The 24,775-nt window shown below is 56.1% G+C and carries 19 protein-coding genes and 2 pseudogenes; 4 read left to right on the top strand and 17 right to left on the bottom strand.

Annotated elements, in window-relative coordinates; genetic code table 11:
* Positions 1-240: 240 nt before the first annotated feature.
* The gene (locus BLT65_RS48075; RefSeq protein WP_244186727.1) at positions 241-2,052 is read right to left on the bottom strand and encodes a diguanylate cyclase; all 1,812 of its coding nucleotides are present in this window, start codon (positions 2,050-2,052) and stop codon (positions 241-243) included.
* 97 nt (positions 2,053-2,149) lie between these two features.
* Between BLT65_RS48075 and BLT65_RS48070 the strand changes: the two genes are divergently transcribed.
* Entirely contained in the window at positions 2,150-2,488 is a 339-nt protein-coding gene (locus BLT65_RS48070) for a hypothetical protein (RefSeq protein ID WP_244186726.1), read from the top strand.
* A gap of 178 nt (positions 2,489-2,666) precedes the next feature.
* Here BLT65_RS48070 and BLT65_RS29690 read toward each other — a convergent pair whose 3' ends face one another.
* The 6 genes from BLT65_RS29690 to BLT65_RS29660 all read right to left on the bottom strand — a co-directional run bounded on the left by BLT65_RS29690 (position 2,667) and on the right by BLT65_RS29660 (position 10,921).
* Positions 2,667-2,969 (bottom strand): hypothetical protein, encoded by a 303-nt coding sequence (locus BLT65_RS29690; protein WP_244186723.1) that lies wholly within the window; start codon positions 2,967-2,969, stop codon positions 2,667-2,669.
* Between the two features lie 486 nt (positions 2,970-3,455).
* The gene (locus BLT65_RS29680; protein WP_091784447.1) at positions 3,456-4,529 is read right to left on the bottom strand and encodes a porin; all 1,074 of its coding nucleotides are present in this window, start codon (positions 4,527-4,529) and stop codon (positions 3,456-3,458) included.
* 647 nt (positions 4,530-5,176) lie between these two features.
* Positions 5,177-5,383 (bottom strand): hypothetical protein, encoded by a 207-nt coding sequence (locus BLT65_RS29675; protein ID WP_091784444.1) that lies wholly within the window; start codon positions 5,381-5,383, stop codon positions 5,177-5,179.
* An 869-nt stretch (positions 5,384-6,252) separates the two neighbouring features.
* The gene (locus tag BLT65_RS29670) at positions 6,253-8,508 is read right to left on the bottom strand and encodes a PAS domain-containing sensor histidine kinase (protein WP_091784441.1); all 2,256 of its coding nucleotides are present in this window, start codon (positions 8,506-8,508) and stop codon (positions 6,253-6,255) included.
* 302 nt (positions 8,509-8,810) lie between these two features.
* The gene (locus BLT65_RS29665; RefSeq protein WP_091784437.1) at positions 8,811-9,185 is read right to left on the bottom strand and encodes a hypothetical protein; all 375 of its coding nucleotides are present in this window, start codon (positions 9,183-9,185) and stop codon (positions 8,811-8,813) included.
* A 14-nt stretch (positions 9,186-9,199) separates the two neighbouring features.
* Positions 9,200-10,921 carry a methyl-accepting chemotaxis protein gene (locus BLT65_RS29660; protein ID WP_091784434.1) on the bottom strand — a complete coding sequence of 574 codons (1,722 nt, stop codon included), beginning with the start codon at positions 10,919-10,921 and terminating at the stop codon, positions 9,200-9,202.
* Positions 10,922-11,151: 230 nt separating this feature from the next.
* Here BLT65_RS29660 and BLT65_RS29655 point away from each other — a divergent pair.
* Positions 11,152-12,170 (top strand): annotated as a pseudogene (locus BLT65_RS29655) (IS701 family transposase); the annotation flags it as partial.
* On the opposite strand, the gene BLT65_RS29650 reads toward BLT65_RS29655, so the two are convergent.
* From BLT65_RS29650 to BLT65_RS29615, 8 genes are all read right to left on the bottom strand, one after another.
* Complete coding sequence (locus BLT65_RS29650) at positions 12,171-13,118, bottom strand: NAD(P)-dependent oxidoreductase (RefSeq protein ID WP_091784431.1); 948 nt, start codon at positions 13,116-13,118, stop codon at positions 12,171-12,173.
* Positions 13,115-13,894, bottom strand: a complete 780-nt coding sequence (locus BLT65_RS29645; RefSeq protein ID WP_091784427.1) for a class II aldolase/adducin family protein — start codon at positions 13,892-13,894, stop codon at positions 13,115-13,117. The genes BLT65_RS29650 and BLT65_RS29645 overlap by 4 nt, the downstream gene beginning before the upstream one ends.
* Positions 13,895-13,975: 81 nt before the next feature.
* Positions 13,976-14,725 carry a maleate cis-trans isomerase family protein gene (locus BLT65_RS29640; RefSeq protein WP_091784424.1) on the bottom strand — a complete coding sequence of 250 codons (750 nt, stop codon included), beginning with the start codon at positions 14,723-14,725 and terminating at the stop codon, positions 13,976-13,978.
* A 102-nt stretch (positions 14,726-14,827) separates the two neighbouring features.
* On the bottom strand, positions 14,828-15,985 hold the full coding sequence (locus BLT65_RS29635; protein ID WP_091784421.1) for an FAD-dependent monooxygenase: 1,158 nt from the start codon (positions 15,983-15,985) through the stop codon (positions 14,828-14,830).
* A gap of 26 nt (positions 15,986-16,011) precedes the next feature.
* Positions 16,012-16,467, bottom strand: a complete 456-nt coding sequence (locus tag BLT65_RS29630; RefSeq protein WP_244186721.1) for an acyl-CoA thioesterase — start codon at positions 16,465-16,467, stop codon at positions 16,012-16,014.
* Complete coding sequence (locus BLT65_RS29625; RefSeq protein ID WP_091784419.1) at positions 16,464-18,137, bottom strand: AMP-binding protein; 1,674 nt, start codon at positions 18,135-18,137, stop codon at positions 16,464-16,466. Before BLT65_RS29625 ends, BLT65_RS29630 begins: the two co-directional genes overlap by 4 nt.
* Before the next feature lie 32 nt (positions 18,138-18,169).
* On the bottom strand, positions 18,170-19,045 hold the full coding sequence (locus BLT65_RS29620) for a VOC family protein (protein WP_091784555.1): 876 nt from the start codon (positions 19,043-19,045) through the stop codon (positions 18,170-18,172).
* A 43-nt stretch (positions 19,046-19,088) separates the two neighbouring features.
* The gene (locus BLT65_RS29615; protein ID WP_091784416.1) at positions 19,089-20,354 is read right to left on the bottom strand and encodes an alpha/beta fold hydrolase; all 1,266 of its coding nucleotides are present in this window, start codon (positions 20,352-20,354) and stop codon (positions 19,089-19,091) included.
* 968 nt (positions 20,355-21,322) lie between these two features.
* On the opposite strand from BLT65_RS29615, the gene tnpB reads away from it, so the two are divergent.
* A complete protein-coding gene (tnpB, locus tag BLT65_RS48810; protein ID WP_091784410.1) occupies positions 21,323-21,613 on the top strand; it encodes an IS66 family insertion sequence element accessory protein TnpB in 291 nt (96 codons plus the stop codon).
* Positions 21,543-21,827, top strand: a pseudogene (locus BLT65_RS29600) (IS66 family transposase zinc-finger binding domain-containing protein); the annotation flags it as partial. The gene tnpB and the pseudogene BLT65_RS29600, both read left to right, overlap by 71 nt.
* Before the next feature lie 213 nt (positions 21,828-22,040).
* Here the strand turns inward: BLT65_RS29600 and BLT65_RS29595 are convergent.
* Together BLT65_RS29595 and BLT65_RS29590 are read right to left on the bottom strand one after the other, a co-directional pair.
* Positions 22,041-23,201 (bottom strand): methyl-accepting chemotaxis protein, encoded by a 1,161-nt coding sequence (locus BLT65_RS29595; protein WP_143036583.1) that lies wholly within the window; start codon positions 23,199-23,201, stop codon positions 22,041-22,043.
* Positions 23,202-23,567: 366 nt separating this feature from the next.
* Complete coding sequence (locus BLT65_RS29590; protein WP_091784407.1) at positions 23,568-24,278, bottom strand: TetR/AcrR family transcriptional regulator; 711 nt, start codon at positions 24,276-24,278, stop codon at positions 23,568-23,570.
* Positions 24,279-24,775: the final 497 nt, after the last annotated feature.

Genomic DNA, 24,775 nt, shown 5'->3' with positions numbered 1-24,775 from the left:
GATGAGCGGCGGCTTCGATCCTGGGACACTTCGATCTACTCCTATGGTAAGTATTTTTGCGATTGCCGTCGGACGTCTTGGGTAAGCTGGATTTCGAGGCCGCAAGGACATTCAGAGCGTGATGATCTCCGACAACCACTGGTTGAACTCAACGAGTCAGACAGCTCAAAAAATCCAGTACATGAGAAGCCTGCGCGGTGAGGTATGCTCAATTGCTCGCAGCATTGGGCGCCCGGGACGCTATGTCATGCTCTCCCATGCGTCTGCCAGCACAGCCTGATTACGTCCTTGCGCTTTCGCTCGATATAGTGCGGTGTCGGCGCGTGTCATCAGATCTTCGGGTGCTCCGCCCTCCGCCGGCGCGGCGACAGCTACGCCGACGCTGACGGTGAGATGGCCGAATGGCGACGTCTCATGTGGCAACGCAGCGCTTTCAAGCGCTGCGCAGAGCCGCTGCGCCAAAGGCAGGGCTCCGTCACGGCCCGTGACGGGCGCTATCACAGCGAACTCCTCTCCGCCATAGCGCGCAACGAGATCGGTGACGCGAGCGACCTGAACTGCCAATATCCTCGCCACGCTGCGCAGGCACTCATCACCCGCCTGATGGCCGTAGCGATCGTTGTAATGCTTAAACCAGTCCACATCGATCATCGCGAGCGCCAGGCTGCTGCCCGTACGTTGCGCACGCTGCCATTCGCTGGCCAGCACCTGATCGAAGCGGCGGCGATTGGCAATTCCTGTAGCTGCATCGGTCATGCTCATCGACAGCAGTTTGCTGTTCGCTTCCTCGAGCGCCGCGGTGCGTTCCTGCACTTTGATCTCGAGTTGCTCGTGCGCATCCCGCACGCGCTCCGCCATAGTGGCGAACTCGTGTGCCAGTTCACCGACTTCATCGTTCGACCGCATAGGCAACGAATCTTTATCGAGACGTACTTTTGAAAGACCTATCTGCCGTGCCGCGTGAATCAGTCGAAAGAGAGGCGTAGCGACCTGTTTTTGAAGGATCGAACGCAGAATGAAAATCTCGACCAGCAGCGTGACTATCCCCAACGTAATCAGGATCGCCAGATTCTGCGCGATGGCGGGACGCATCAGTGCCTTCGGATAGTGAACAGAGAGCAGCCATGGCGTCCGCGGAATGGCACCCACGGCGACGATTTCATCGGCGGTGGTGACAAGCGAGACTTGCCCCGGCTTCGCGGCAAGACCTGCGGTCAGGACCGCATAATCCTGTGCGAGTTTCAGGGATCTGATTGAAGCCTTGCCCCCACTGCTCTTGATTGCGGTTGTAAGGCCGCGGTGATAAATCAGTGTGCCTTCGGAGTCCGCCTGAAAAACCGTCGTATAGGCTCCCTCAATGGGCGGTTTTGCCGTGCGGCGCATCAGATCGTCGAGCAGCACGTCGACGCAGGCCATGATGCGATGCCTTCCCGACTCGTCGGCCACATCGGGTGTGGCGATGGTCGTCATCCATGCGGAATTCGATGGATCCCAATACATACGCGTGAAGACGGTACCCTCGTTCGACTTGTCGAAGCCGCGATAGTAGAACTCGTAGGTCTCGAGCTTCAGCGCGTCAGGGCCGGAATAGGTGAACACCTTCGCAATGTCGCTTGCCTGAAAAATAGGAAAACCCTTTTCAGGGAGCACACCGTAGAAGTTGAAAAACCTCCCCTTTACGCTTGATCCATACTTATACGACAGAATGTACGCGAGCGTAAGGCGGATCTTTATATCTTCGTCGGGCGGAATATCGGGAGCGTAGGTGGCCGACATCCCACCAAACCTGCGGCCATCGGACAGCGCATTGCCTTCGAACAGTCCCGCGCGTTGCGTGTAGGAACCGTCGGTGTGTCGATAGAAAATCTGGCTGAAATTGTGCAACAGTGCTTTTCGCTCCGCAGGGTCCGCGTAGATCGCCTTGAATTCCTCGAGAAAATTGCTCTGCAAATGTCTGATTTCGTCGAACGGCAACGATTCGCGCTGCAAGGTCTGCGCGGTCGAAATCAGAAGTTGACGGCGGATCGTCTCCTGAATCGTGAATTCGTTCACGAAATATGAGATCGCACCCGCGCAAATCGAGACCAGCCCTATGCGTAGTATGGCAAGACGAAGTGCGCGGGAGGCCAGAGAGCTATGGAGTGATGCCATGGATATGAACAGGTCAGCTCTTTATAACGAACCGGTCACCGTTGTTGCCTTTGATTCGGTCGGGTGCCCAGGCACGCTCGGTCCACGTCTTGTTAATTTTCGGATCCTGGCATTTTGGCGCCAGCGATGGATTTTTCTTCGCGCCGGGACGAGCGCGCTTGCGAGGGAAAATATCTTTCTCCGTAAGGCCGTATTTCAGAACCTTTGCGCGAACTTCTTCAACAACGGCTTGGTGTTCGTGGTCTCGCTCAGCTTTGGGTTCCCGGGTAAATTGTCCTATCAGGTCTCGAAGCGCTATGCAGGTTGCCATAATGTAGTTCGTTTAGATTGGAGATAACCGTCCAGAGGGCCGAACCAGACATTTCAAGGGGCGTCGCGCGAGCGCAATTCCGGGAATGAAATAGGCGATGGTGCGAACACCAAATCAAAAGGTCCTACTACGGAGCGTTTTCCCCTCGGATAGCTGGTGCCTCCCGCGTCTACGCTGGAACGCGATAAGAAGGAGAAACCCCCAGCTACCTGTGCCCCCCACTCTTTCTGTCCAGCGCTGTCAGCAGGTTATTGGTCTGCTCCAACAGCGTTGAGTGATATTCTCCGGGCAGCGGCATATCGTCCATGAGCGACAGACTGTCTTCAATCCCCTGCCGGAATTGCCTGATGATCTCGACACATTGGGTCGCGGTGAGTTGCGGAAATGTAGCGTCAATGAATTTGCTCATAACCACAACCCGCGCGCCGAAGCGGGAAACAGCGTTGCCGTTTGAGGCGACTGAGGTCGCCAGCGATTCCATGAGGGAGTCAATGTCGTTCAAAATCATGCCCCCTCAAAACGTTTCGCAGTCGGCGCTACTTGCGTCGCCCCGAACGATCGTACCGGAGCACAATGCAGCGCTGGACGATTCAGGCATTGCTCCCGGGTTCGCGAGCCCCGTGCGACGAATGGTCGGAGTCCGAGGAGTTGAGGGGCGCGGATTGCTCTGCGGAACAACCATACGCGAAGCGGAAACTTCGGTCTCGGCAATTCTGAATGCCGAGACGGTGTCTGTCAGGTTCACGACCTGTTCCTCCAGTAATTGTGCTGCCGCTTGTTCAACGAGCGCCGCGTTCTGTATTCAACGCGATGTCGTCACGCGCGGCGTGTTCACCAGCACCATAGACCTCGAATAAAAAGCTCACGCGCTATATCCGCCAGTACAACAAACAAGGCGCTGCGTTGAAATGGAAGTACGCCAGTCCCACGCCTGGCATCCGGCGCGATTTATCCGGCTCAATGAAACAGGTATGGTCATACAGGCTGACGCCGCTCAGAATCGCTGCTGGACGCCCATCATGACACCCAGTTGGTTTTTACCCATGGCCACTGTTCCGCCTGCCGCGACCGGGGCACTCCCGAACTGACTGTTGATCATGTAGGCGATCGAGGAATAGACAGACGTGCGCTTGGAAAGGAAGTAGCTCAGCCGACCGATCATCATGGTCGAGTTCGAGTGCGAGCGAAGAACATATCGCAGCGCCTCACCGTCAATCACGAACGCCGGGGTGACATAATAGTTCATGCCCACAAACCAGATATCGGATTGCGCATGAGCAGACGCAGCAGTATTCCGGCGAATCCAGCCGGCACCAATCTTTCCCGACCCGTACTGGAAGTAACCATCAACGACGACATGCGTGTCCGTGTATCCTGGGCTTGAAAGCGGGGCCGTCGCGCCATTTCCCCCACGCATAACGTCGTACGCCGCCGCCGCGCCAAAATAAGTACTGTCGTAACCGAGGAGCATGGTGTACTGGCGGCAGGCAACCGGATTCCCCGCAACCTGCCCTGGGCAATTGGTAGCCCCAGGTCCAGCCGGACCAGCGGCATCCCTGCCGAAGCTATAGGTTGCCCCAAGCCTGAACCCGCCAAAAGAGCCAAGATAACCAACAGCATTGTCACTACGTGAATTAGGCAGGTAAGTATCGAACGCACCGATGCCATGGATTGAAGGTCCGATGATATCGGCGCTCGTCAGAGAATACATCGTCATACTCATTTGACGGCCCAGCGTGACCGCACCAAGGCCTCCGCTTAAACTCACGTTTGCTTGTCGCCCAAACAATCGACCTCCATTGTTCAGCGTGCCGTTGCTCGGAGCAAAACCGTTTTCCAGAACGAAAATTACCTTATATCCGTTGCCAAGCTCTTCCACTCCGCGCAGCCCCCAACGAGAGGGTACTTCACCGGTCAATGTCGGCATGCCAACAAACGACCCTCCTCCCGCAGCATTGTTGTAGTACTCGACGCCGGTGTCGACAACTCCGTACAGCGTTACGCTACCTTGCGCCTGGGCTAGCTGAACGGTGGTGAATAAGCTAATTGCAATAAATCCTCTGCGCATCTACCTCTCCTGATTTTTGCTGTGCCACTCGATTTTTAATCCAGCGAATTTTTTAACTTAAAGATGATCGCCGACAATTCGCGAGCGACGTTTCTCAATCGATCGCGCGCGCATGAAGTCAGACCAACTGGGAAATTGATCGCGCGAAGCACCCCTTCTTCTTGATACAGAGAAACGATTTCTTACTCGTCGCGAGGCGAATTCCATATCGCTGCCGGCGCCCTTCCCGACTTCGTTGCGAAAGCTCGACCAATGTAGTCCGTGGAGTTACACCCGTAACCGATAGCCGAGACAGGACAGTCATCGCGAATACACCCCGAAAAAATCATCAAAGGAAGAAAGACCTTTGCGTGTACTCATTTCGTACCCGTTTATGCGTTAACGGTAACGTTAGACAACACTTTACCGGCAGATGACGTAGGGAATTCCTGATTTCTCGGTAGGCCATCACCCCTGCCTGTTCTCCGAACCATTCAATTGCGTTTGGGGCTTTCTTCAAGGCTGGCCTGAGAACCCAGTTAAGGCTGATCTTCTTTTCGTGTGACCTCCTGTGCATCGCCGTTTCGGCAGTGGGAGTACGCGGAATCTCCGCTACCGACAATCGCTCCACGCGCTCCTATCAAGAACCGACTCTGCCTGCGGAGTCCTTATAAAATGCCTATCGACTCCAGGCACTGCAGCGCGATTGAACTGATGGAAGTGGTATCCCTGAGTGCCCAGCACAGCAGCATGAAAAGGGGCGTTTCAATCTCGTCGAGAGGCTTCTTTAGCCCACAGACCAGCAATTTGAATTGTTCCGAACCAGCAGGAAACCGGACACCACCGAGCAAATCGCGCAGGAGTTTATCCAGCATCGCGACCTATTCATGAATGCTTTTCGCGCGGCCGTACAATCTCCCGCAGCGGAGACACGGCGTCGGCAATCGACATTCAGGCAGGACAGCCCCGTCCTTACAGCAGCACGAGACACAATCTCGAGGATCTCAACAGCATGCCGAACAAAGAGGCGAACGCGACATGTAAAGCTGATATGCCTTCCTTCCAACTCGCGCGAATCGCCCTTTTGAGCGTTCTCGCAGTAGGAGGCACTCTGGCCAGTGTTACCGTATGGTGGCAATTGTGCTCAATTGGACGAAGCCTCGTCGGCATTCGAGGAACGCTCAGCGAAGTAAGTCAATCCATTGACCTGACGTGGGGAATCGCAGTGACGAGTCGAAATGAAATTGGACATAACCAGCGCTTTTAACGAACTTCTGACTCGTATAGCGAAGGTCGTCGGGGCAGTTCGATCATCGTCGGAATTGATCGCGATAGCATCGCGTCAAATTGCCAGCGGCGATGCTGTCTGGCGTCAACTAGAACTACCGTCGGCAGAAGTAATTGTCGCCAGACACGATGCAGATCTCTCCGCTCAAACCGCAAAAAAACGAGTCTGCTTGAACGATTCCAGCCAGCATGACGCAGCTGACGGAAACGGTAAAGCAGAACGCAGACAATGCCCGTCCTCGTGAAGGACGAATTTTCGTGGGGAAAGCTCGCTTACAAGTTGACCAAATGTGCTTACATTCTGTCTTTCGCGCAGCGAGACAGGATGATCCGAACGCTACCAGGCGAACAGACACGGAGAAGAATCAAACCCAAGCTGCCTGCGCAGTCCGATGCGATGGCACACGGTATACGTGTTTCTCACACAGGCTCACTGCGCTGCGGCGCCTGGACGAAGTCAAGCGTTTGCCGCACGCCTGGCGATGGGAATGCTCACCTTGACGGCGGTGCCGGCGCCTCGCGTGCTCGCGATGCTAATTTTGCCCCCGAGCATCAGCACGCGCTCCTTCATGCCGGCCAACCCGAACGACTTCTTGCGGATCGCGACAGGATCGAAACCCTGTCCATCGTCGCAAACCTCAAGAACGCAATCGTCGCCTCTTCGTTTCAGTGTGACGACCACCTGTCTCGCACGAGCATGCCTCGTGATATTGGTCAACGCCTCCTGGACGATACGAAAGAGAGCGACGGCCAGCTCTTCGCTGAGGGCGAGATCCGCTTCGATGACGCGCAGGCGACAGGCAATATGGCCATTCATGCGTGAGAATTCAGCGGCGAGCCACTCGAGCGCTGCGGCAATTCCGGCATCTAGAACGGCGGGGCGCAACGACGACACCACGTCTCGGACGACCTGAATGGTCCGGTCGGACAGCGACAGCATATTCTGAATTCGCTCCGCCAGAGCCGGATGCTCGTGCCCGAACTGTAAGCGCAGGGCCGATACCCCCATCCGGAGCGCCGTCAAGTGCTGGCCGAGTTCGTCGTGCATCTCCCGGGCAATGCGTCTGCGCTCTTCCTCGCGTGCCGTTTCGCGTCGCGATGCAAGTTCCCGCAGCAGTTCGTACGATTCGAGTAACCGGCGTTCCGCTTCCTTGCGCTCGGTGACGTTGCGCCAGATCGTGAGCACGCTTTGAATGGTGCCGTGGTCGCCATATTCCGGGACCGCGCGTACGTACCACCAGACTGTTTTTCCATTCATTTCGTACGTGTAGTCCATGTCTTCCGGCATCCCACTGTCCATGATCCCCGCCAGCTTCTCCGTGAAGGGGCTTATCAGATGTGCTGGCCCATATGAAATCTCCGCAGGAGACCTACCGAGGACATGCTCAGCTTTATGACCTGTCACGCGTTCGTACTCGGGATTGACGTAAATCCGGTTGCAGTTCCGGTCGTACCGGATGATCGGATCTGGCGCGTTTTCGGCGAGCGTACGATAAGCTCGTTCACTCGCACGCAACGCGAGCTCAGCAGTGCGCAAGCGGGTAATGTCACGGCCAATGCCGAGCACGCTGACGACGCGGCCTTCAGAGTCTTTCTCCGGAACATGCCGGATTTCGTAGCAGCGCTCGTGATCGGTCAGTTGCCAGTGTGCCTCGTACTGGTTTGGTTGACCTTCCTCGAAAGCACGACGGATGCCCGCTTCGAGCGAATCGTTCTGCGCGGGTTCGCTGATGGGCTTCAGTTCCCGCAGCCGCTTGCCGACAAAATCCTCCTGCTTCATGCCGAAGGCCTTCGCGACGGCTGGGTTCACATAGCTGGGACGGCATTCGCTGTTGAAACGGATGATAAAGTCCGGAAGATTTTCCGTTAGCGTGCGAAATAGCTGCTCGCTCCGTTTTAATTCATGGATATCGCGGCCGATCACAAGGAGGCTGGAAACCTGACCGTCCGGCGCGAATTCCGGAACGATTCGCATATGCCCCCAGCGAGTCTCCCCTGCGGCATTGCGGAACTGTACTTCCTCCGCGAATTCCTTCCCGGTTGCGACGACCGTTTGCAAACGCTTCTGATAGGTCGACGGATCGAGCAGCGACGAGGGTTCAACCGGTGTCGTCCCGAGCATCTCGCTGGCCGTCCGGGCTATGAGCTTCAGCCTTGCCGGGTTCACATACACGCGGCGGTAGTTGAGGTCGTAACGGGCGATGTAGTCGGGCGAATGCTCGACTACAGCACGAAACGCCTGTTCGCTGGCGTGTAGTTGCTCCTCAACCTTCTTGCGCTCGGTGATGTCGCGTACGAGCGCCAGCTTGTATGCGCTACCACTGTATTCGAAATAGCTGATGTTGATCTCGACCAAGAACAGACTGCCATCTCTGCGGCGGTGTGTACTCTCGAAGACATGAGAGCCGATCGAGCGCAACGTGGCCAAAAGGTCCGTCGACCGGTCTAAGCTCCAACTGGGATCAATATCCATCACGGTCATCTGCAACAACTCGTCGGCACTGTACCCGAGGGCACGGCAGGATGCGTCGTTAACGTACGCGAAACGGCCATTCTCGCCGATCAGGTAAGCGGCTTCACGCACCAGATCGAGGGCGAAGCTCTTCAGGTGTAGACGCTCGGTGCGTTCCGCAAGCAAACGTCGGAGATGGTCGCGCTCCTTCCGCAGTTGCGCGTTCTGCCGTGCGAGATCGTCCTGACCACGTTTCTTCATGGAATCACTCTCGATTGAATGATGCACCGGAAAACCAGATGTTGAGGTCAGCCTCGCAATCCAGCGGCGGCCACGGCCACGAAGCAGTCAAGAAGCAGCGATTCGTCGGCCATCCTCGCGCGGCCGCGCCCCCAATACGACCATACGGTCGGAGCGCGTTCACGCCATAGCATGACACTCACGCGCATGCCGGTCTGTCGTCGGGTCGCCGCGAGCTATCCTGCAACTGATGAATCTCGTTCATTTCTTTCCTTGCTCTTCAGGAAGTCTGCCTGTGCGGCCCGGTTGCTTCGATAGGCAGGTTATCGAAGTGCATTCAGGTAACGGTTCACTTCGGTTAAGAGCGCCGAGTGGTATTGTTCCGGTAAGCTCCTGTCGTCACTTAGCGACATCAGATTATCAACCCTGTCGCGGAACGACTCGACGATATCTGCCCGCATCTCGGTCGGCAAGTGCGTCAGCACCGAAACCAGTAATTCGCCCATGACTGCAAGGCGCGCGCCGTGTTGAACGACACTCATACCGTTTATCTTCGACAGGATCGCAAGCGAATCGAGTAACGTGTCGTCTCCCATTTTTTCAGACTGAGTGGCCGAGACTGGCGACGATTGCGCCAGCGAAACCGGTTGGATTTCGAGGTCTGCCGTGCCACTCTGCGTCTTAAAAATTCTGAACATAATGCGTTGCGTGATTAGAAAGTTTCCCAGTCCGCTTTCGCTGCATCGACTGCGAGTGCGTTGGGATTGTCAGCAATGGCCACGGAAACCTTCGGTTTTGTGGACGCCACGCTATGCCTAATGGAAGTCCTGGAAGCTGGCAGGCCAGGCTTGTTTTGCGGAATTGCTACACGTGAGATAGATTGCGCCGTATCAGCGATCCTGAACACGGAAACGGTGTTCTTCAGAATGGTGGCCTGTTCTTCTAGCGACTGCGCTGCGGCGGCCGCCTGCTCAACAAGCGCTGCGTTCTGTTGTGTGACTTCATCCATCTGGCCGACGGCCTGATTCACCTGCTCAATGCCACGGCTCTGTTCTTCGGACGCTGCCGCGATCTCGCCGACAATATCGGACACGTGCTTGATCGCCTGCTTGACCTTTCCCATCGTGGCGCTTACTTCCGCTGCCTGGTTCGCGCCGTGCTGAATCGTTGCCACTGATGAACTGATCAGCTCCTTGATTTCCTTCGCGGCAGTAGCGGATCGTTGGGCCAGACTGCGCACCTCACTTGCAACCACGGCAAAGCCTCGCCCCTGTTCGCCGGCACGTGCGGCTTCGACGGCCGCGTTCAGCGCGAGAATGTTTGTCTGGAAAGCAATGCCTTCGATGACTCCGGTGATCTCGGAAATCTTGCTTGAACTACTGCTGATCTGGCCAATTGTCCCGACCATGGCCTGAACCGATTCGTTACCCGCATCAGCCATGTCCGTGGCGCTCGTGGCAAGTGCGTTCGCCTGCCGGGCATTGTCCGCGTTCTGCTTTACAGTTTCGGTCAGCTGCGTCATGCTCGCCGCAGTTTCTTCGAGCGACGCAGCCTGTTCCTCGGTGCGTGCAGAGAGGTCGGTATTGCCGGAGGCAATTTCGCGTGACGCCACCGCGACGGAGTCGGTGGACGTCTTGATTCCGCGAACCGTATCGCCGAGCTGCTGGTCCATTTCTTTCAGCGCTTCGAGAAGCTGCCCAAACTCCCCTGCAGCATCCACCACAACGTGATTTTCCAGCTTGCCTCGTGCGATATGGTTCGCTACAGCAACCGCCTTGTTGAGCGGGTTGGAAATCGTACGCAGCAGGTAAACCGACATGCCAACAGCAACAATAATGCCGGCGCCAAGAAGTGCGATTGCGCTCCAAAGCGTAGTTCTGAACGTCGAACCGCTGTCACCGACAAATTGCTGAGCCTGAGCGAGATTGATTGCAGCATCCTCATTCAATAGGGCTCTCAACGTATCGCCAGAATTACCCGTCTTGTCGAGCAGCGGTGCCGCCTTCTCGTAGTCGCCCGCAGCTAACACGCCTAAAGCCTCTTCGCGTGCTGCCTTGAACTGAGACAGAGCGTTCCTGATTTTATCCGCAATCTCACGTTCCTTCTCACTGGTTATACCGCCCGGATAATAGTGATTCCATGCTTTATCGATACGCTCCTGGTCACCTTTGATTATCTCAAGCGCAGCGGCCGTTTTTCCTTGATCATGAAACACCTGAATTCGCCGCAACTGAAGGCGGATGTCCAAAGTACCTTCGCGAAGGTCCGACAGATCAATAATAGGAATGGTATTGCCGGCGTACTCGTCGGCTACGTTGGAATTGAGTCTGGACAACCCGGATATGCCATAACCACCGATTGCAGCCATTAATATCACGCACGCGCTGAACGCGAGGATGATCTTGAATCTGATCGTCTGTACAAAGCTAACCACGTTGCATCCGTTGAAGAGTTGGTGTCGAGTTCTGACTGTGTAGGGCTAAAGCGGGGCGCAATTGCCATAGTGCTTCATTCGTAAACGGCAATGTACTTCGATCTCTGAAGCTGGACGGGGTAAGGATTTGCTGAATTCGCCGTGAGAATAAGCTTAAATTTGGGAAAACCTGAGCCAAGGCGGCCCAAGACTGTGAAGGGAAGTTAGAATTGCCCGGCCGAATATAGGAAATTCTCGAACCGGTGCGCCCCTGGGTGTTGCCGCACATGGACTCGGCAAGGGGCCAGTACTGGGTTTTGACGACACAGGCTACCCGAAGAAAGGCAAGCATTCGGTCGGCGTAGCGCCAACTTGGCAAACAGGATAACTTCCAGGCCGCCGTGAGTCTGTCGGTAGCTGCTTTATCTGCCACAGGACTGCGCCGGTGATCCCGCAAGGCGGTAGCGGGCCGGCGTTCGTTCCCGACGCGGTCGAATTTACAACCAAGCCGCAGATCACGATCGCACAGTTGTGTGAGGCATGGCAAAGCGGTGCACAGGGCGGTACTGTGCTGGCTGATGCAGGATGCGGAAATGACACGGGCGTTTCGCGATGCCGTTGGCGAATTCGGTCTGCGATATGCAGTGGGTATCCAGTCGGGAACCCGCGTATAGCCGCCGGGTCGTGCACCGTTGCCGGCCGAACCCTCGAAGGGCAACGGTGATCAGCCGCGAAGCCTGCAGCGCCGCGTACCGAGACATGACCCCGTTCCGGTCAAGGATCCGGCGCTGGCGCTCGAGCCATCCTGCTATCACACGGTTTCGTCGCGAGAGCGCACGCGTGCTGCACCGAGTTCCCGATTCGCGGCTGTGCCCCTCACACCGTAATTACCGGCGGGCCACTCCGTGTGATGAAGAATGGCTGCTGATCGAGTGGCCCAACGGCGAGCCTGAGCCGGCTAAACACTGGCTTTCAACATTGCCAAAAGATACACCTGCGGAAGGTCTGGTTTACGTTGCCAAAATGCACTGGCGCATTGAACGCGACTACCAGGATCTCAAGCAGGTGTCCGGCCTCGGGCACTTGAAGGGGCGAGGATAGCGCGGATTCCATCACCATGCATCGCGGTGCATTGCTGCTTATGGGTTCCTTGTTACGCAACGCCTCATTCAAGGAGGCAGCAAAAAACGCCCCGATCCGCAACTCACCGGCCTTACCCCCGGCCTACGTACCACGCGGCACCCGAGAGCACGCAACGCCCCGTGGCTGACTAGTTACTCACACCCTTCCGGAGCGCATCAAAGACGTTACCAACGGTTGCGCGCGCGAGTGCGTCGAAAGACTCGACCGTGTGACCAAGTCGATGAGGCGTCAAAATCGCTCGCGGTACTGCACGCATGGGACTCTCCACCGGTAATGGCTCGCGAGCGAACACATCGAATCCAATCGCTGCAATATGCCCACTTTCGCATAACTCGACAAGTGCATCCTCATCGACAATCTTGCCTCGAGCGGTGTTGATTATCACCACACCAGGCTTGGTCATCTGTAGACGCTCTCGACTAATCAGCCCTTCGGTTGCAGGATTCAGTGATGCATGTATGCTGATCACATCGCTCTCGACCATGAGATCACGCAATGAGACAAAATCCACTCCAGAGAACGTATCCGGCCTAGATCGCGCATACGCCAGAATGCGCACGTTCCAGTTGGCAAGGCGCTTCGCGACGTGCTGGGCAGTCTTGCCAAATCCGACAAGACCGACCGTCCGCCCCTTCAGCATAACCGCGGAAGGACGCGGTGGACGAGGCGCATTGAGCGCCAAAAGCCGCTGTGCCCTATTGAGGTCATACAGGGATGCAAGTATCAGAAGAATGGTCGCCTCTGCAAGGCTCTCCGAAGCTTCGTCTGCCGCACTATTTGAAACCTGAATCCCTCTCCTTGCAGCCGCCACAGCATCGATCGCATCGACACCAATCACCGCGGACACCAATGCGCGGACGTTCGGGAGTGAATCAAGCAGGTTCGCATCGAACCTGACACTAACCCCGACCACAATGACACGTGCGCGCCGCGCGGTATCTGGAAGTGCGACGAAATCGGCAACGCTGACAAGGTAGCTTTCCACATCATGCGCAAGCAAACATGCGTGAACATCACCCGGGATGCATCCCAGAGCAGGATCGTCAATGACGACCACGACGTCACTTTTACTCATTTATCGTATCCCGGCAGTTCCCGGTCAAGCCGCCGCAGCATGGCGGGCCATTCACGCTCACCGAGCGGCAGAACGTCATTTTCGTGCGTCCGAGCAGTTTTTTCTGCCAGTTCATCGGTCGCCACAGTAAGTTCGGTGCCGCACGACATCGCCTGTATCTGCGTCTGACACGCTCGTTCCAGGTAGGACATCCGCACAAAGGCCTCGCCAACCGTACCGCCAGCAGTGAGCAATCCGTGGTTCCGCAGAATCATCGCATTCTTGTTGCCCAGATTCGCGATCAGGCGACGTCGTTCGTCGAGGTCAAGAGCAGGGCCTTCGTAGTCGTGATACCCCAGTCGATTGTGGAAAAGCATCGCATGCTGAGAGAGATTCAACAGCCCACACTTCATCATCGATAGAGCGATACCAGTATTGATGTGTAGATGCATGACACAATTGACTTCATGTCGCGCCCCGTGGACCGCGCTATGGATGGTGAAACCACCCATATTTACATCGGCGTCGGACTCACCAACTACCGCACCATTCAGATCTATCTTGACCAGGTTTGATGCAGTAATCTCTTCGAATGCAAGCCCGAATGGGTTGATAAGGAAATGATCTTCCTTGCCGGGAACACGCAATGTGATATGTGTGTAGACAATGTCGTCCCACCCGTACAGATACGCAAGCCGGTAGACGGCTGCGAGGTCCACCCGCGCGCGCCACTCTTCTTCCGTCATTCCGGTATCTTTGACGCGCTCCTTCATCCTCATGGCGATGCTCGTTTGCATGTCTATCTCCTGACCACGGTCTCAAAGGCAACAGCCTGAATTCAACAACGTATTAAAGCTGGTTGACGGCGGTCAAATGAATCAGCCGCCAGCCAACAAGGCACCAGCACCGGGAACAACCGGCTCGAGTTCCAAGCGGTCCAACATCCCACGTACTGTACATACCGCAGTTGAAACTGTTCTGATCCCAAGCAGATCCTCAATACGTTGGATCGCCGGCAGCGAAGGCATCTGAACGCACGCTGAAGCGACTACAACATCGGCACCTTCCGTGTTCAATCGCTTCACATCAGAAAGCAATTGCATGGGATCTCGGCGCCCAACTTCCAGATTGTCTGGAATCTCAAAGCAGACTGAGTCGATAACCTCGATCCCTTCATTTTCAATGTAGTCCACCACCAAATCTGTGAGCGGACGCATATACGGCGCCATTAGGGATATTCGCTTGGCTTCCATCTTCTTCAAGCCTTCAACCAAGGCACCTGCTGAAGTCATTACCGGAGCGAAGCATTCGTTCTGACGCGCTACTTCGGCCAGTTCCATTTCGCTCTCGCGGTGGTAACCAGGTCCCATCGACATGATTGCAACCAAACAGGCGGTACTCATAATGTCGACACGTGCATCAGCAAGTTCAGCAGCGCACCTCCGACCTTCGAGGTTCATTGCCGCAAGTTCATCCTTGGTGACCTTCTTCATTCGCATCCGACTCGAATGAAAAGTGAACCGCTCAGGCCGAATGCCTTCACGGGCCCTGAACATCGCAGGGATTTCCGTCTCCATGGTGGTATTGGAACTGGGGACAATCTGTCCGACTCGATAGATCTTTCTCATCTGAATCCTCTTCGTTCGATAGCGCCAAGTCGCTCATGACAGGCAGCTGAGTTCGAAAATGCTGGCTGCAGGTCACACGTGCTAGTCGATTTCACTCACCGGTCACCTTTGCAAGGCCGGTTCAGGCTGGACATGGGGGCGTGATTCGTACGCAGCAACGAGATATGGGTCTCTCTTTCTCAGATCCTCAAGGTCAACCTGGCCAGTGCGGCACATATAGTCGACCGCGAAATCCACCGGTTCCAGATAGAGTTTCTCTGCAACACCTTCGTACCAGTCAAGACTCTTCGCCGCTGCGGTCTGAAACGTTGACGACGCCTGACGCCGGTTGCTCTCGAAGTGTGAAAAGGCCGCCATCAGATCAGTAGGATGGGCAGTGAGCCCGTTGTTAAGGGCGATAGCATCCTGCATCGCCATCCGTGTCCCCGAACCCAACGAGAAATGTACGGTCCTCAACGCATCGCCGAGCAGAACGATATTCTGATGAAACCAGTTTTCGTTCTTCGCTATGTTTGCTTCGAACCAAAGCGACCGGTTGCTCAGGAGCGTGTTGCCACCGAGTTCCTCTCGGAAGACCGCTGCACAATACTCACAGCTCTCCTGCTCGCTCGCCTTGTCAAGGCCTGCCTTGGCCCACGTTACAGGGTCGACCTCGACCAGGAAGGTGCTGAGGTCCTCCGAATACTGGTAGCTGTGGGCAATGAAGACACCATGCTGGGTCTCACGAAATATCAGCGAGACCGGGTGAAAGCGCTGGCGTGTTCCATACCATGCAAACTTGTTCCGGCGACGCTCGAAGTGAGGTCTGAAGTATGTCTCGTATTGCTTCCTGACAGCGCTATTACCTCCGTCCGCCGCAACCACTAGGTCGACGTCCCGGGACAGCGCATCTATATCCTCAATGCGACGATTGTAGTGAACCTGCACGCCGAGCCTTTCACACGCCCGCTGCAACACTTTTAGCATTTCGATGCGCGAAGTACGCGAAAAGTGATTACCATGTACCTGCACATGAGTGCCACGGTGCACAATCTCCATGTAGTCGCAGCGCACATGGTTGGCCGTAAATTCCCTAAAAAATTCCGGGTCGGCCTCCTCAAGAAACGACAGTCCAACATCAGAGAACACAACTCCCCACCCGTAGGTCGCACCTTCAGGGTTCTGTTCGTAAACAGTTATGTCGTGTGACGGGTCGTTTTTCTTGGCAAGCAGCGAAAAGTAGAGGCCGGCAGGCCCCGCACCAATGACGGCAATTTTCATGGCTGAACTCAGATTGGGCAAAGTGTCTATTGATCCTGATACTTCAGAAGCGCCCGACGGATGTTATCGGGTATGTCTATCGAACGTCGCTCATCGCGCGCCACACAGACTGGCGTAAGCTCGGCCGTGAAAACGGGCTCCCTTTCGAGCGTACGTGCCGCCATATTCAGCACATAGGACCTCCGCCGGACATCTCCAACCGTTACAACAATTTCAAACTCCTCGTCCGGCCACAAAGAACGCTTGAAATCAAATTGGAGCGCGCGCGTGGGCGTGCCAAACCCTTCCGTTTGCTTTGCCTTCTGCGGCGGGCAGTCAAAAAGTACACCATAAAAAATCTCGGCAGCCGAAATTACGTACTCAGAAAAGGTAACGGTGTACACCACTCCCGCCGGATCACACTCGCCCCATTTAACTCTCCGACGTATTGTGACCGGATCGACAGATATCAAGGACTCGGTCGACAGGATGGGGCTATTCAAGGAAGTCTCCCATCAGTCGTCTCCTCTGCAAGTTTCTCGGAGATAAGCTTCTTCAAAGCAGGCTTGTCGACCTTGCCCACACGCGTAACCGGGAAGGCTTCCAGTACTTCGATCCGCTCCGGACACTTATACTTCGCCAAGCCGCGGTCTACCAAAAATGCAGCCAGTTCTTTAACATTTGGCGGTTGCATGCCAGGACGAATTACGATGAACACACATCCTTTCTCGCCATAGAATTCGTCTGGCATCGCAACGAGCTTCGCATCGCTGATGGCAGCATGCTGGGAGACGAAGCCTTCAACCTCCTCACATCCGATCTTCTCGCCACCACGATTAATGTTATCGCGCAGGCGTCCTTCGAATGCGTAATAGACACAATCGTCGATCACATGCCGAGTCATCATGTCGCCGGTTCGATAGAAGCCATCCACTGTAAAGGCAGTCACGTTAGCTTCAGCGTTGTCATAGAACCCGGTAAGACTTGATGGGCCACAAAAACACATCTCCCCGATCTTCCCATCCGCCACTTCGTGCCCCGTCTCAGGATCGATCAGGCGCACTTCATCATAAGGACAGCCTGACGCGCCCTGCGTGCGATGCCGCGCGGATGCCGGTGCGCTTGCAGGCGACCCGAGCAGTAGCCCCTCTGTGATGCCATAAAGGTTCGAGCATGGAACACCAATATGAGCCTCGAGCAGATCGGCACGGCTCATCGTTGCGAAGAGTTTCAATGATGAAAGATCGTGACGCTGTACTTGCGTATAGGCAAGTAGTTGAGGCGCAATTGGCCCGATGGATAGCGCATGAGTGACGTGATGCAGTTCAATGAGTTCCAGCATGCGCTGAACGTCCACTTTGGGCATCAAGACACTCGTGACACCCGTCATGATCGCTGGAATGAGCGCGTACAACTGGCCAGCGTTGTGGACAATCGGGAGTGACCAGATCACCCGGCTGGCCTCCGTGATCTCGAACTGGCGCATCCAGGCAGCCGAGTGTCCAAGATACTCAGCATGAAACCGCGGAATGATTTTGGGTACTCCAGTCGTCCCGCCGGACAACTGGAAGCTTAGAACGTCCTCACTTGCCACCGGATTTTCCGCAAGGATCCGACATGCCTCCTGGTATGAGACACTGTCGATAAGGCCTTTGATGCTCGGAAGACCCGGGGACTCGCCGCGCACGACGATCAGACGGCTAAGCGACTCATCGCGCTCCATCATCTGCGCTGCGAATCCAATCAGATCAAAGCCGCTGAAATCCGCCTGGACGAAGTAGCCTCTTGCCGCGGACTGTCGGGTGAGCTGCCCGATCTCGACCTCGCGGTGCTGCGGCAGCGAGCAGACAGGAACTATACCTGCTTTGTAACAAGAAAGCAGGACTACTACACTTTCGATATTTGTCCCAATCTGCAGGATGGCCCGATCTCCTCGAATCAGCCCAAGATTTACGAGGGCCGCACCGAGACGCTCGGTCAGTTGATCTAGTTGACTGAAAGTAAGAGTCGCCTCATCGCTGATGAACGCAGGACGGTCGGGGAGCCGCCTTGCAGTGTCACGCAACGCGTCACCGATGGTTGCGTCAATCCACGATCCGTTAGCGAACGATTCACGGGCACGCGAATCTGACGGGTATACAACTCCATCAATGAAACTGCTAATGCCAGGCATTGTACGTCTCCAAATTATTATGGTCTGAGCTATCAGTAAGCGGGTGAGATCGTCACATAATCCCGGTCGAACCGCTTGATGTGACCGGTAATGCCTCCCGTGAAAAGGCCATACCAGACTGCCGGTTTGAGGCGGAGTTCCTTACGATTGAACTCGATTTCCGCGTCAGCTTCGATCATGTCGTGCTCTTCGCCAGGAACGACACGGCAATCCGGTCGCGAGGTTGCCAGTTGCACGAGTGTCGAAAATTCTTCGACACGAGGTACGAAGATACGCACGCAGCCCTGCTTCGCGTCACTACGGCTCAGTAGCTGCGCCTTTCGTGCCCAAATCTCGTCGATGGACGTTACACGTTGCCCTTTTTCGGCCGCGTCAGCTTCTGTCTCGATAGCAGCTTGTAGCGTCAGCGCGGCATCGACAGCATCGGTCTTCCCGAGGGGTCTCAGCTTATGGGTAAACTCAACGAAGTAACCGTTCGGGTCACGAACGTAGATGGACTCGATAACTTCGTGACGTGTTTCTAACGAAACCTGCAATCCTTGACTTTCAAGTCGGAACTTCCACGCCTTGAGTTCCTCTTCGTTAGCAACCAGCCACGCAGTATGAGTTGCATCGAACACGTGATCGTCAGGAACCGGAGGCCGGCTCACCCTGCCTTCAAGTGTTTCGGGCTGTTCCGAACCCAGATAGTAAAAGAAGGCGATGGTGCTCCCGTTCCCGCTGTCAAAGAAGAAATGCAGAAAATCAGGGTGCGTGGCTGGACCCCATCCGCGAGCGGAAATGACATGAACAAGCGGCAGGCCGAGCTTGTCGCGATAAAACTCAACAGTCTCTTTCAACTTCCAGGTCGGTCGGGCCGTATGATCGACCCCGCGAAGGTTCAGGACCGGTAGATCTCTGGCGGACATCATCTTCTCCTTAAGCATCATTTATCTAAGTTCGGTGTCCCGGTCAGCTTGCGAACATTTCGCGCAACCAACGCGCCACATGACGGCCAGCTTCGAGCCGCCCTGGTTCCTCGCCGCTGCTCAATGCCCGACCATGGTGATCGCCGCGCACCCTGACATGGCGTTTGGTATCGGATGCGATCGCGTCCACGATAAGTCTGACGTCGCCCGGGAAGCACGCCTGATCTCCGGTGTACTCCACCACCAGGACGGGCTGCGTCAACGCGTGCGCCGTTTTGTCTAACGTGGCGTTCGACGACAAGCCGGACCAAGTAGAAAGCCAGCTCTCGGGCGTGCACTGACGCGCAAATCCGACCGCACCATAATTCGAGGCAAACGGATCGGCGCCCCACAAGGATCCGAACTTTCTGTCCGACGGATCCAATGAAAGATCAAAGCAACGCAGATCAGCGTCGGTTCGCCACACATTGATGATGGGGGTATGGCCAGCAAGCCTGCGATCGGCATTGGTCGCCTGAGCACCAGCCTCCTTTATGCGGCGTCGCGCACCCATTCGGCGCTCGATTAACTGCCGTGCGTGAGCGTCAATGCGGGCTACCCGCGCGCGCTGCGCGGCTCGATAGCGTTCAATAAAATCTGGCTCGTAGCGGGTAGCTGCAGGGCCACCGTAGCCATTGACCGCATTGAGCGGATCGAGCGAATCGTCGACCGACAGCGCATCGCCTGCCACCGCAACCGAAGGGTCAATGCAATTGAGCAAAAGCGCGCCTTGTCCAGGATGCGGTCCAACGAAGATGAGACCGTCTACAAGCGGCATCTCCAGTTCGGCGAGATTCGTCGCTCTGCCGCCCGGAGTTCTTGCAATCCTTTCGCCCGGATTGCTAGCCGACTGCTGCGCATAGAAGGCGTACAAGCCCGCCCCACCTGAGTTCCCCAGCAGAATAATTCGTGCAAATCCCTGGCTTTTCAGGAAGGTCAAACCTGCAGCAACATCGAAGAGCGCAAATTCGTGCTCAAGCCGGAGGTCATTCCCTACAGATCGGGGCGACTGTGACCAAGCAGCGAAGCCTGCACCAACGATGTCCGGAATCAGGTAGTGACACGCCATAAATTCACGCGGGTGCATCACGCAGACAACCGTATCGGTTGGCGTCGCGGGTCGATAGAGTGAGCCGCTCGTGGCCGCACCATCACTGGTTCGCAACACCACGTTCCGGGTGATTGCATCGGCAGGCAGATCGCGTGGATTCCAATCGGTATTGAGGAAACCTGCGGTTGCTTGCGAGGCGCTAGTCGCTGACTTGTTCATTGGAAAAGATGGACGAAGATTGGGAAGGTGCGGCAAGTTTGGGCAGATTACATCCACCAGACTATAACGTCAAATATTTGACGTAGGTGTTAACTCCAATGATGAATCTCATCCCTTCTGGGCCGGACCCGCCAGAGGTGGCGTCGGGGCGGCTGTCAGGAACGGCGGCCATACGCACGGCGTGTCGAATTGTTGATCCGCCAGTTGCGGCGGGCCTTGCCGCATGATTGCTGTGATGCTGCGATCCACACTTACTGTCACTGTCGTGCGCCTCGCCCGACGGCACGCACGATCTCGGTGAAGTACGGTAACGGAATCCCATTTGGGGCAACGACTTCCGATATGGCCGCTCCTCCTGGAATAGTGCCTCGACTTGCCAGCGGCAACTGCCGTGGATGCAGCTGGCCGCCTGGTTGTCCTCGAAGGAATTCATTCGGGTCTCGGGCGACCCAAAGCGAGGGCCGGAGAGCGCAATGACGCCGTAGTGCGCGAGCATCGCGGCGTATAGGCGGTGGATGGCAAGTGCACGGGGGAACCCGTCTTGTGTTGCGTTGAAGGTCTTGCGAGCATCGTGTCCACTTAACGAATAGGCGGGCACGTGAACACTATCGAGGAAGCATCGCTGGGACGGCGTCGTCGTCGCTGCAGCCATGAGTTCAAGGCCTAGGTCGTTGGGGGCGTGCCAGGAACCGGGAGTCTCGTTCGCGGTCATCGCGCTGCACCACAAACTCACAACGCCAATCTGCTCAGGCGCTGGGTCGAACAGTCCGAATCGAATGTGACGGCGCTGACAGCAGCCAGCAACGTGGCACTGCAGGCCCCCACTCGATACGAAGAACGTGCGCCCGGCCGAGATCCGCGTCGAGGTACGCCGCGCGGACCAGTCGAGAACGGTCAGCTGGCCGGCAGAAGTAGCGCAGTGCGTCGCCTGGCTGCCTGAGTGGCTCGCGTGATCCGCATCGGAGGGCGTGGCTAGCGGTCAATCCGCCGGACATGCTTGCCGCCTTCGACACGGCGCTGGCGCGGGTGGTCACCGGTTCGGCGCCGCCCATCTCCACCATGCTCACCTGTTCGCCAATCGTCGGGCGACCCGCGTCAAGGTCCTGGTTCACGATGGCATTGGCATCTGGCTGGCCGCACGTCGGTTGAATCAGGGGCAGTTCGTGTGGCCGCGCCCCGGTGACCAGTTGCCAGCTCACACGCATTGGCGAAGACGTCAGCGAGAAACTCGACTACACACCCGGCATGTTCACCGTTGAGCGCCGTGTCCGCGGAAAGTGGGTATGCGCGAAATGCGAGACGCTGATCCAGGCTCCAGTGCCGGCGCAGGTGCTAGACAAAGGGGAATCCCGGCAGCCGGTCGGCTTGCGGAGGTGCTGGTAACAATCTACTGTACCGGCAGGAACGCATCTTTGAACGCCCGGGTCTGGCCGCGTTCCCCGGTCGCCCCTCGCGCAATGGGTTGGCATGTCTGACTCGACGCCAGCTAGTGAGCGGACTCCACCGGCGGGTGCGTCATTCACCAGAGTGCCACTCTCAAACATAGGGCAGCCGTTCTTTGGATGCGAGGCCGGGCGGCTCGATGCGCGATGACACTCCAACCGTACTCCCGGTTTCCAAAAAAGCAGTTGAACGGTCGTCCAGACGTTGGAGCCCAGCAATTTCCTGCAAGCACTCGCGAGAAGATCAACTGTCGATTGCGAGTGTGGAACCCGTTGTATCAGCAAGCTTGAATGCTGAAACAGCAATCCTTAGCTTGGCCGACTGGTCCTCAAGCGAATGGGCGGCTGCAGCTGCCTGCTCGACCAATGCCGCATTTTGCTGCGTCATCTGGTCCATCTGATTGACAGCCCGATTGACCTGTTCTATGCCACGACTCTGTTCTTCCGACGCATAAGCGATTTCTCCGACGATTTCGGAGACACGCCTGATAGCACTCTTAATCTCCCCCATCGAACCGCTAACTTCGATGGCCTGCTGCGAACCGTCCTGTATTGTGGCTACAGACGACGCAATCAAGTCCTTGATTTCCTTTGCCGCAGATGCAGAGCGCTGGGCCAGACTACGAACCTCAGCGGCGACGACTGCAAAGCCTCTCCCCTGTTCGCCTGCGCGCGCCGCTTCCACTGCCGCATTGAGCGCGAGAATATTCGTCTGGAACGCAATCCCCTCAATAACGCCCGTAATTTCAGAGATATCCTTCGAGCTACCGCTGATTCTCTCGATGGTGGCAAGCATGGCTCCGACAACATCGCTTCCTGTGCCAGCAATTTTTGCGGCATTCACAGCCAACGCGCTCGCTTGACGTGCGCTTTCGGCGTTCTGCTTCACCGTGCTGGTCAACTGTGTCATGCTGGACGCAGTCTCCTCCAGCGACGCGGCTTGTTCTTCCGTGCGTGACGAAAGATCAATGTTTCCGGCAGCAATTTCGCGCGTAGAAGTGGTAACAGAGTCTGCCGATAGGTACACCACGGACATTGTCTCTTCTACGCGACGCATGAGTCGATCGAACGCAACGGCTGCACGACCAAATTCGTCCATACGAGGGCTGGAAGACCGCTTCGACAAATCAAGAGTTATCGCAATCTCCTCAAATTTTTTGCCCATGCGGTTGATGCCGCCGCACACGACCCGGTTTAAATGAAGGCCGCAGTAGATCGCCATGAAAAATCCCAATGACGTCACTGCAATCAAACCTGCCAGGCACAAGCGGTATGACGACGCCGAGTTTGCGTCAATTCGCAATAGCGCGACTGTCGCCAACAACCCCACTACGAACATCAATGTCGCCGACGTGCCGAACGCAAGCACCAACTTAAGTCTGATCGTGAAGACGAATTTTTGCACTTCGTGTCCTTCGTGAATGACAACATTGCTGCACCTCGAAAAACTCGCACCGGCCGTGGACTACAACACGGTCAATCTTCTTACTTGGTGACGTCGCTAGAAACTGTTTTATCGATATGCAGACATTGCATGAACTGCCTTCAACCGGGTGGTCCCGGCAAAGACGCGTCGGGCAACCAACGCGCAGGCCCAGCGCTGAGTAACGACCTACGTTTCGATGTTCTGCATGCATGTTTACCCGAAAACGCCATGGCGGCTTCGGTTGAGGAAGATCGTTACCTATGAAAAAGTCTGCAGACAACCCGCCGAACTGGGGATTGCCGCCATCAATCAGTTCTTTGCCGCAAACACTGAAAGCCTTATAGGTCATTCGGGCTTACAAATTTGACGCTCAAGGAGCCCAAGCGAGTCCTTTATCAGCTTAAAGGTGTCTTCAACGCTCGGGGCTCGCGACTTGCGAGGTTTATCCGGCAACACAGCGTGCAGTCCCAAGTCCGCAATCATGTTCGAGACATCTTCCGCGGAAAGATCCCCGGCAGGATCAAACCACCACGCACACCAGTTGCACATGCCGATGATCGAAAACGCTGTCACATGTGCGTCCACCGCACGGAAACGACCGTCGTTTATACCGCGTCGGATCACCTTTAGAAAGTGATCGAATACCGCGCGCCGCGCGCTCTGTGCAGCCGATCGATGCGGCTCCGGCAGACTGGATTCGCTTCGCTCGACGACCCGAAACTGAAGCGGATGCGACAAAATCAATCCGGCGTGCAGGACGATTAGCTGGTGCAACGCCTTGTCTGCTGGCAACTCGTCTCGACCAACAACAGATTCAGCGAGCAGACTCGCCTTGTTTGTGACCTCCTCTGTTAGCGCCTCGAGCATGGATTCCTTGCTCGGGAAATAGTGATAAACCGCCGTCCTGGTCAGGCCCGCGGCATCTGCAATCTCATGCAGGTTCGCTCCCGCGAATCCCTTTTCGATGAAAGCTATCGAGGCCTTATCCAAGATCGCCTTGCGCTGTGCCGAATTTCTAGTGGGCCGCTCAGCCACCAACTCTTTTCGTTTGATCATGTTCTCGTCCGTCGTATGTCTCGTCCAATGTCGGCAATGACGCCAGCATTATGTCAGGATCATAACTGCACCTGCGCGACCCGACCTCACTGGTCCCGAACCATGCCGTTCCCGTGCGGCACTTCGACGACCCGCCGATTTCGACTGGCCTATTGCAAATCCTGAAGCAGCGCTCGAGCAATGGACTGAATCGCCATGCAGCGGCGGACCACACTGCAACGGCCATTGCCCCTTCCGCAGTTCAATGCCGACACCCGTCCCAGGATCTACAGCGGCCCGTAAAGGTCAGGCGGAAATGCCTCAAGTCTAGATTGACTCACACGCCCGCCGGACCTCCCAACGGCTCCTCACGACCAGCCGCAGCGGATCAGGTCCCTCCCCGATAAATTCTGGAGAAGTGTGGCGTTCATTTAACTATATCGCCATAACGTTAACCATGACATACAAGTCAAATATTTGACTGTATCGTCTGGTCGTCACGCTGGATCATACTTGGA

This window comes from Paraburkholderia steynii (genome assembly GCF_900100565.1).
GTDB lineage: Bacteria > Pseudomonadota > Gammaproteobacteria > Burkholderiales > Burkholderiaceae > Paraburkholderia > Paraburkholderia terrae.
The sequence above is the reverse complement of the archived record's forward strand: the minus strand, read 5'-3'. Positions and strand labels throughout refer to the sequence as shown.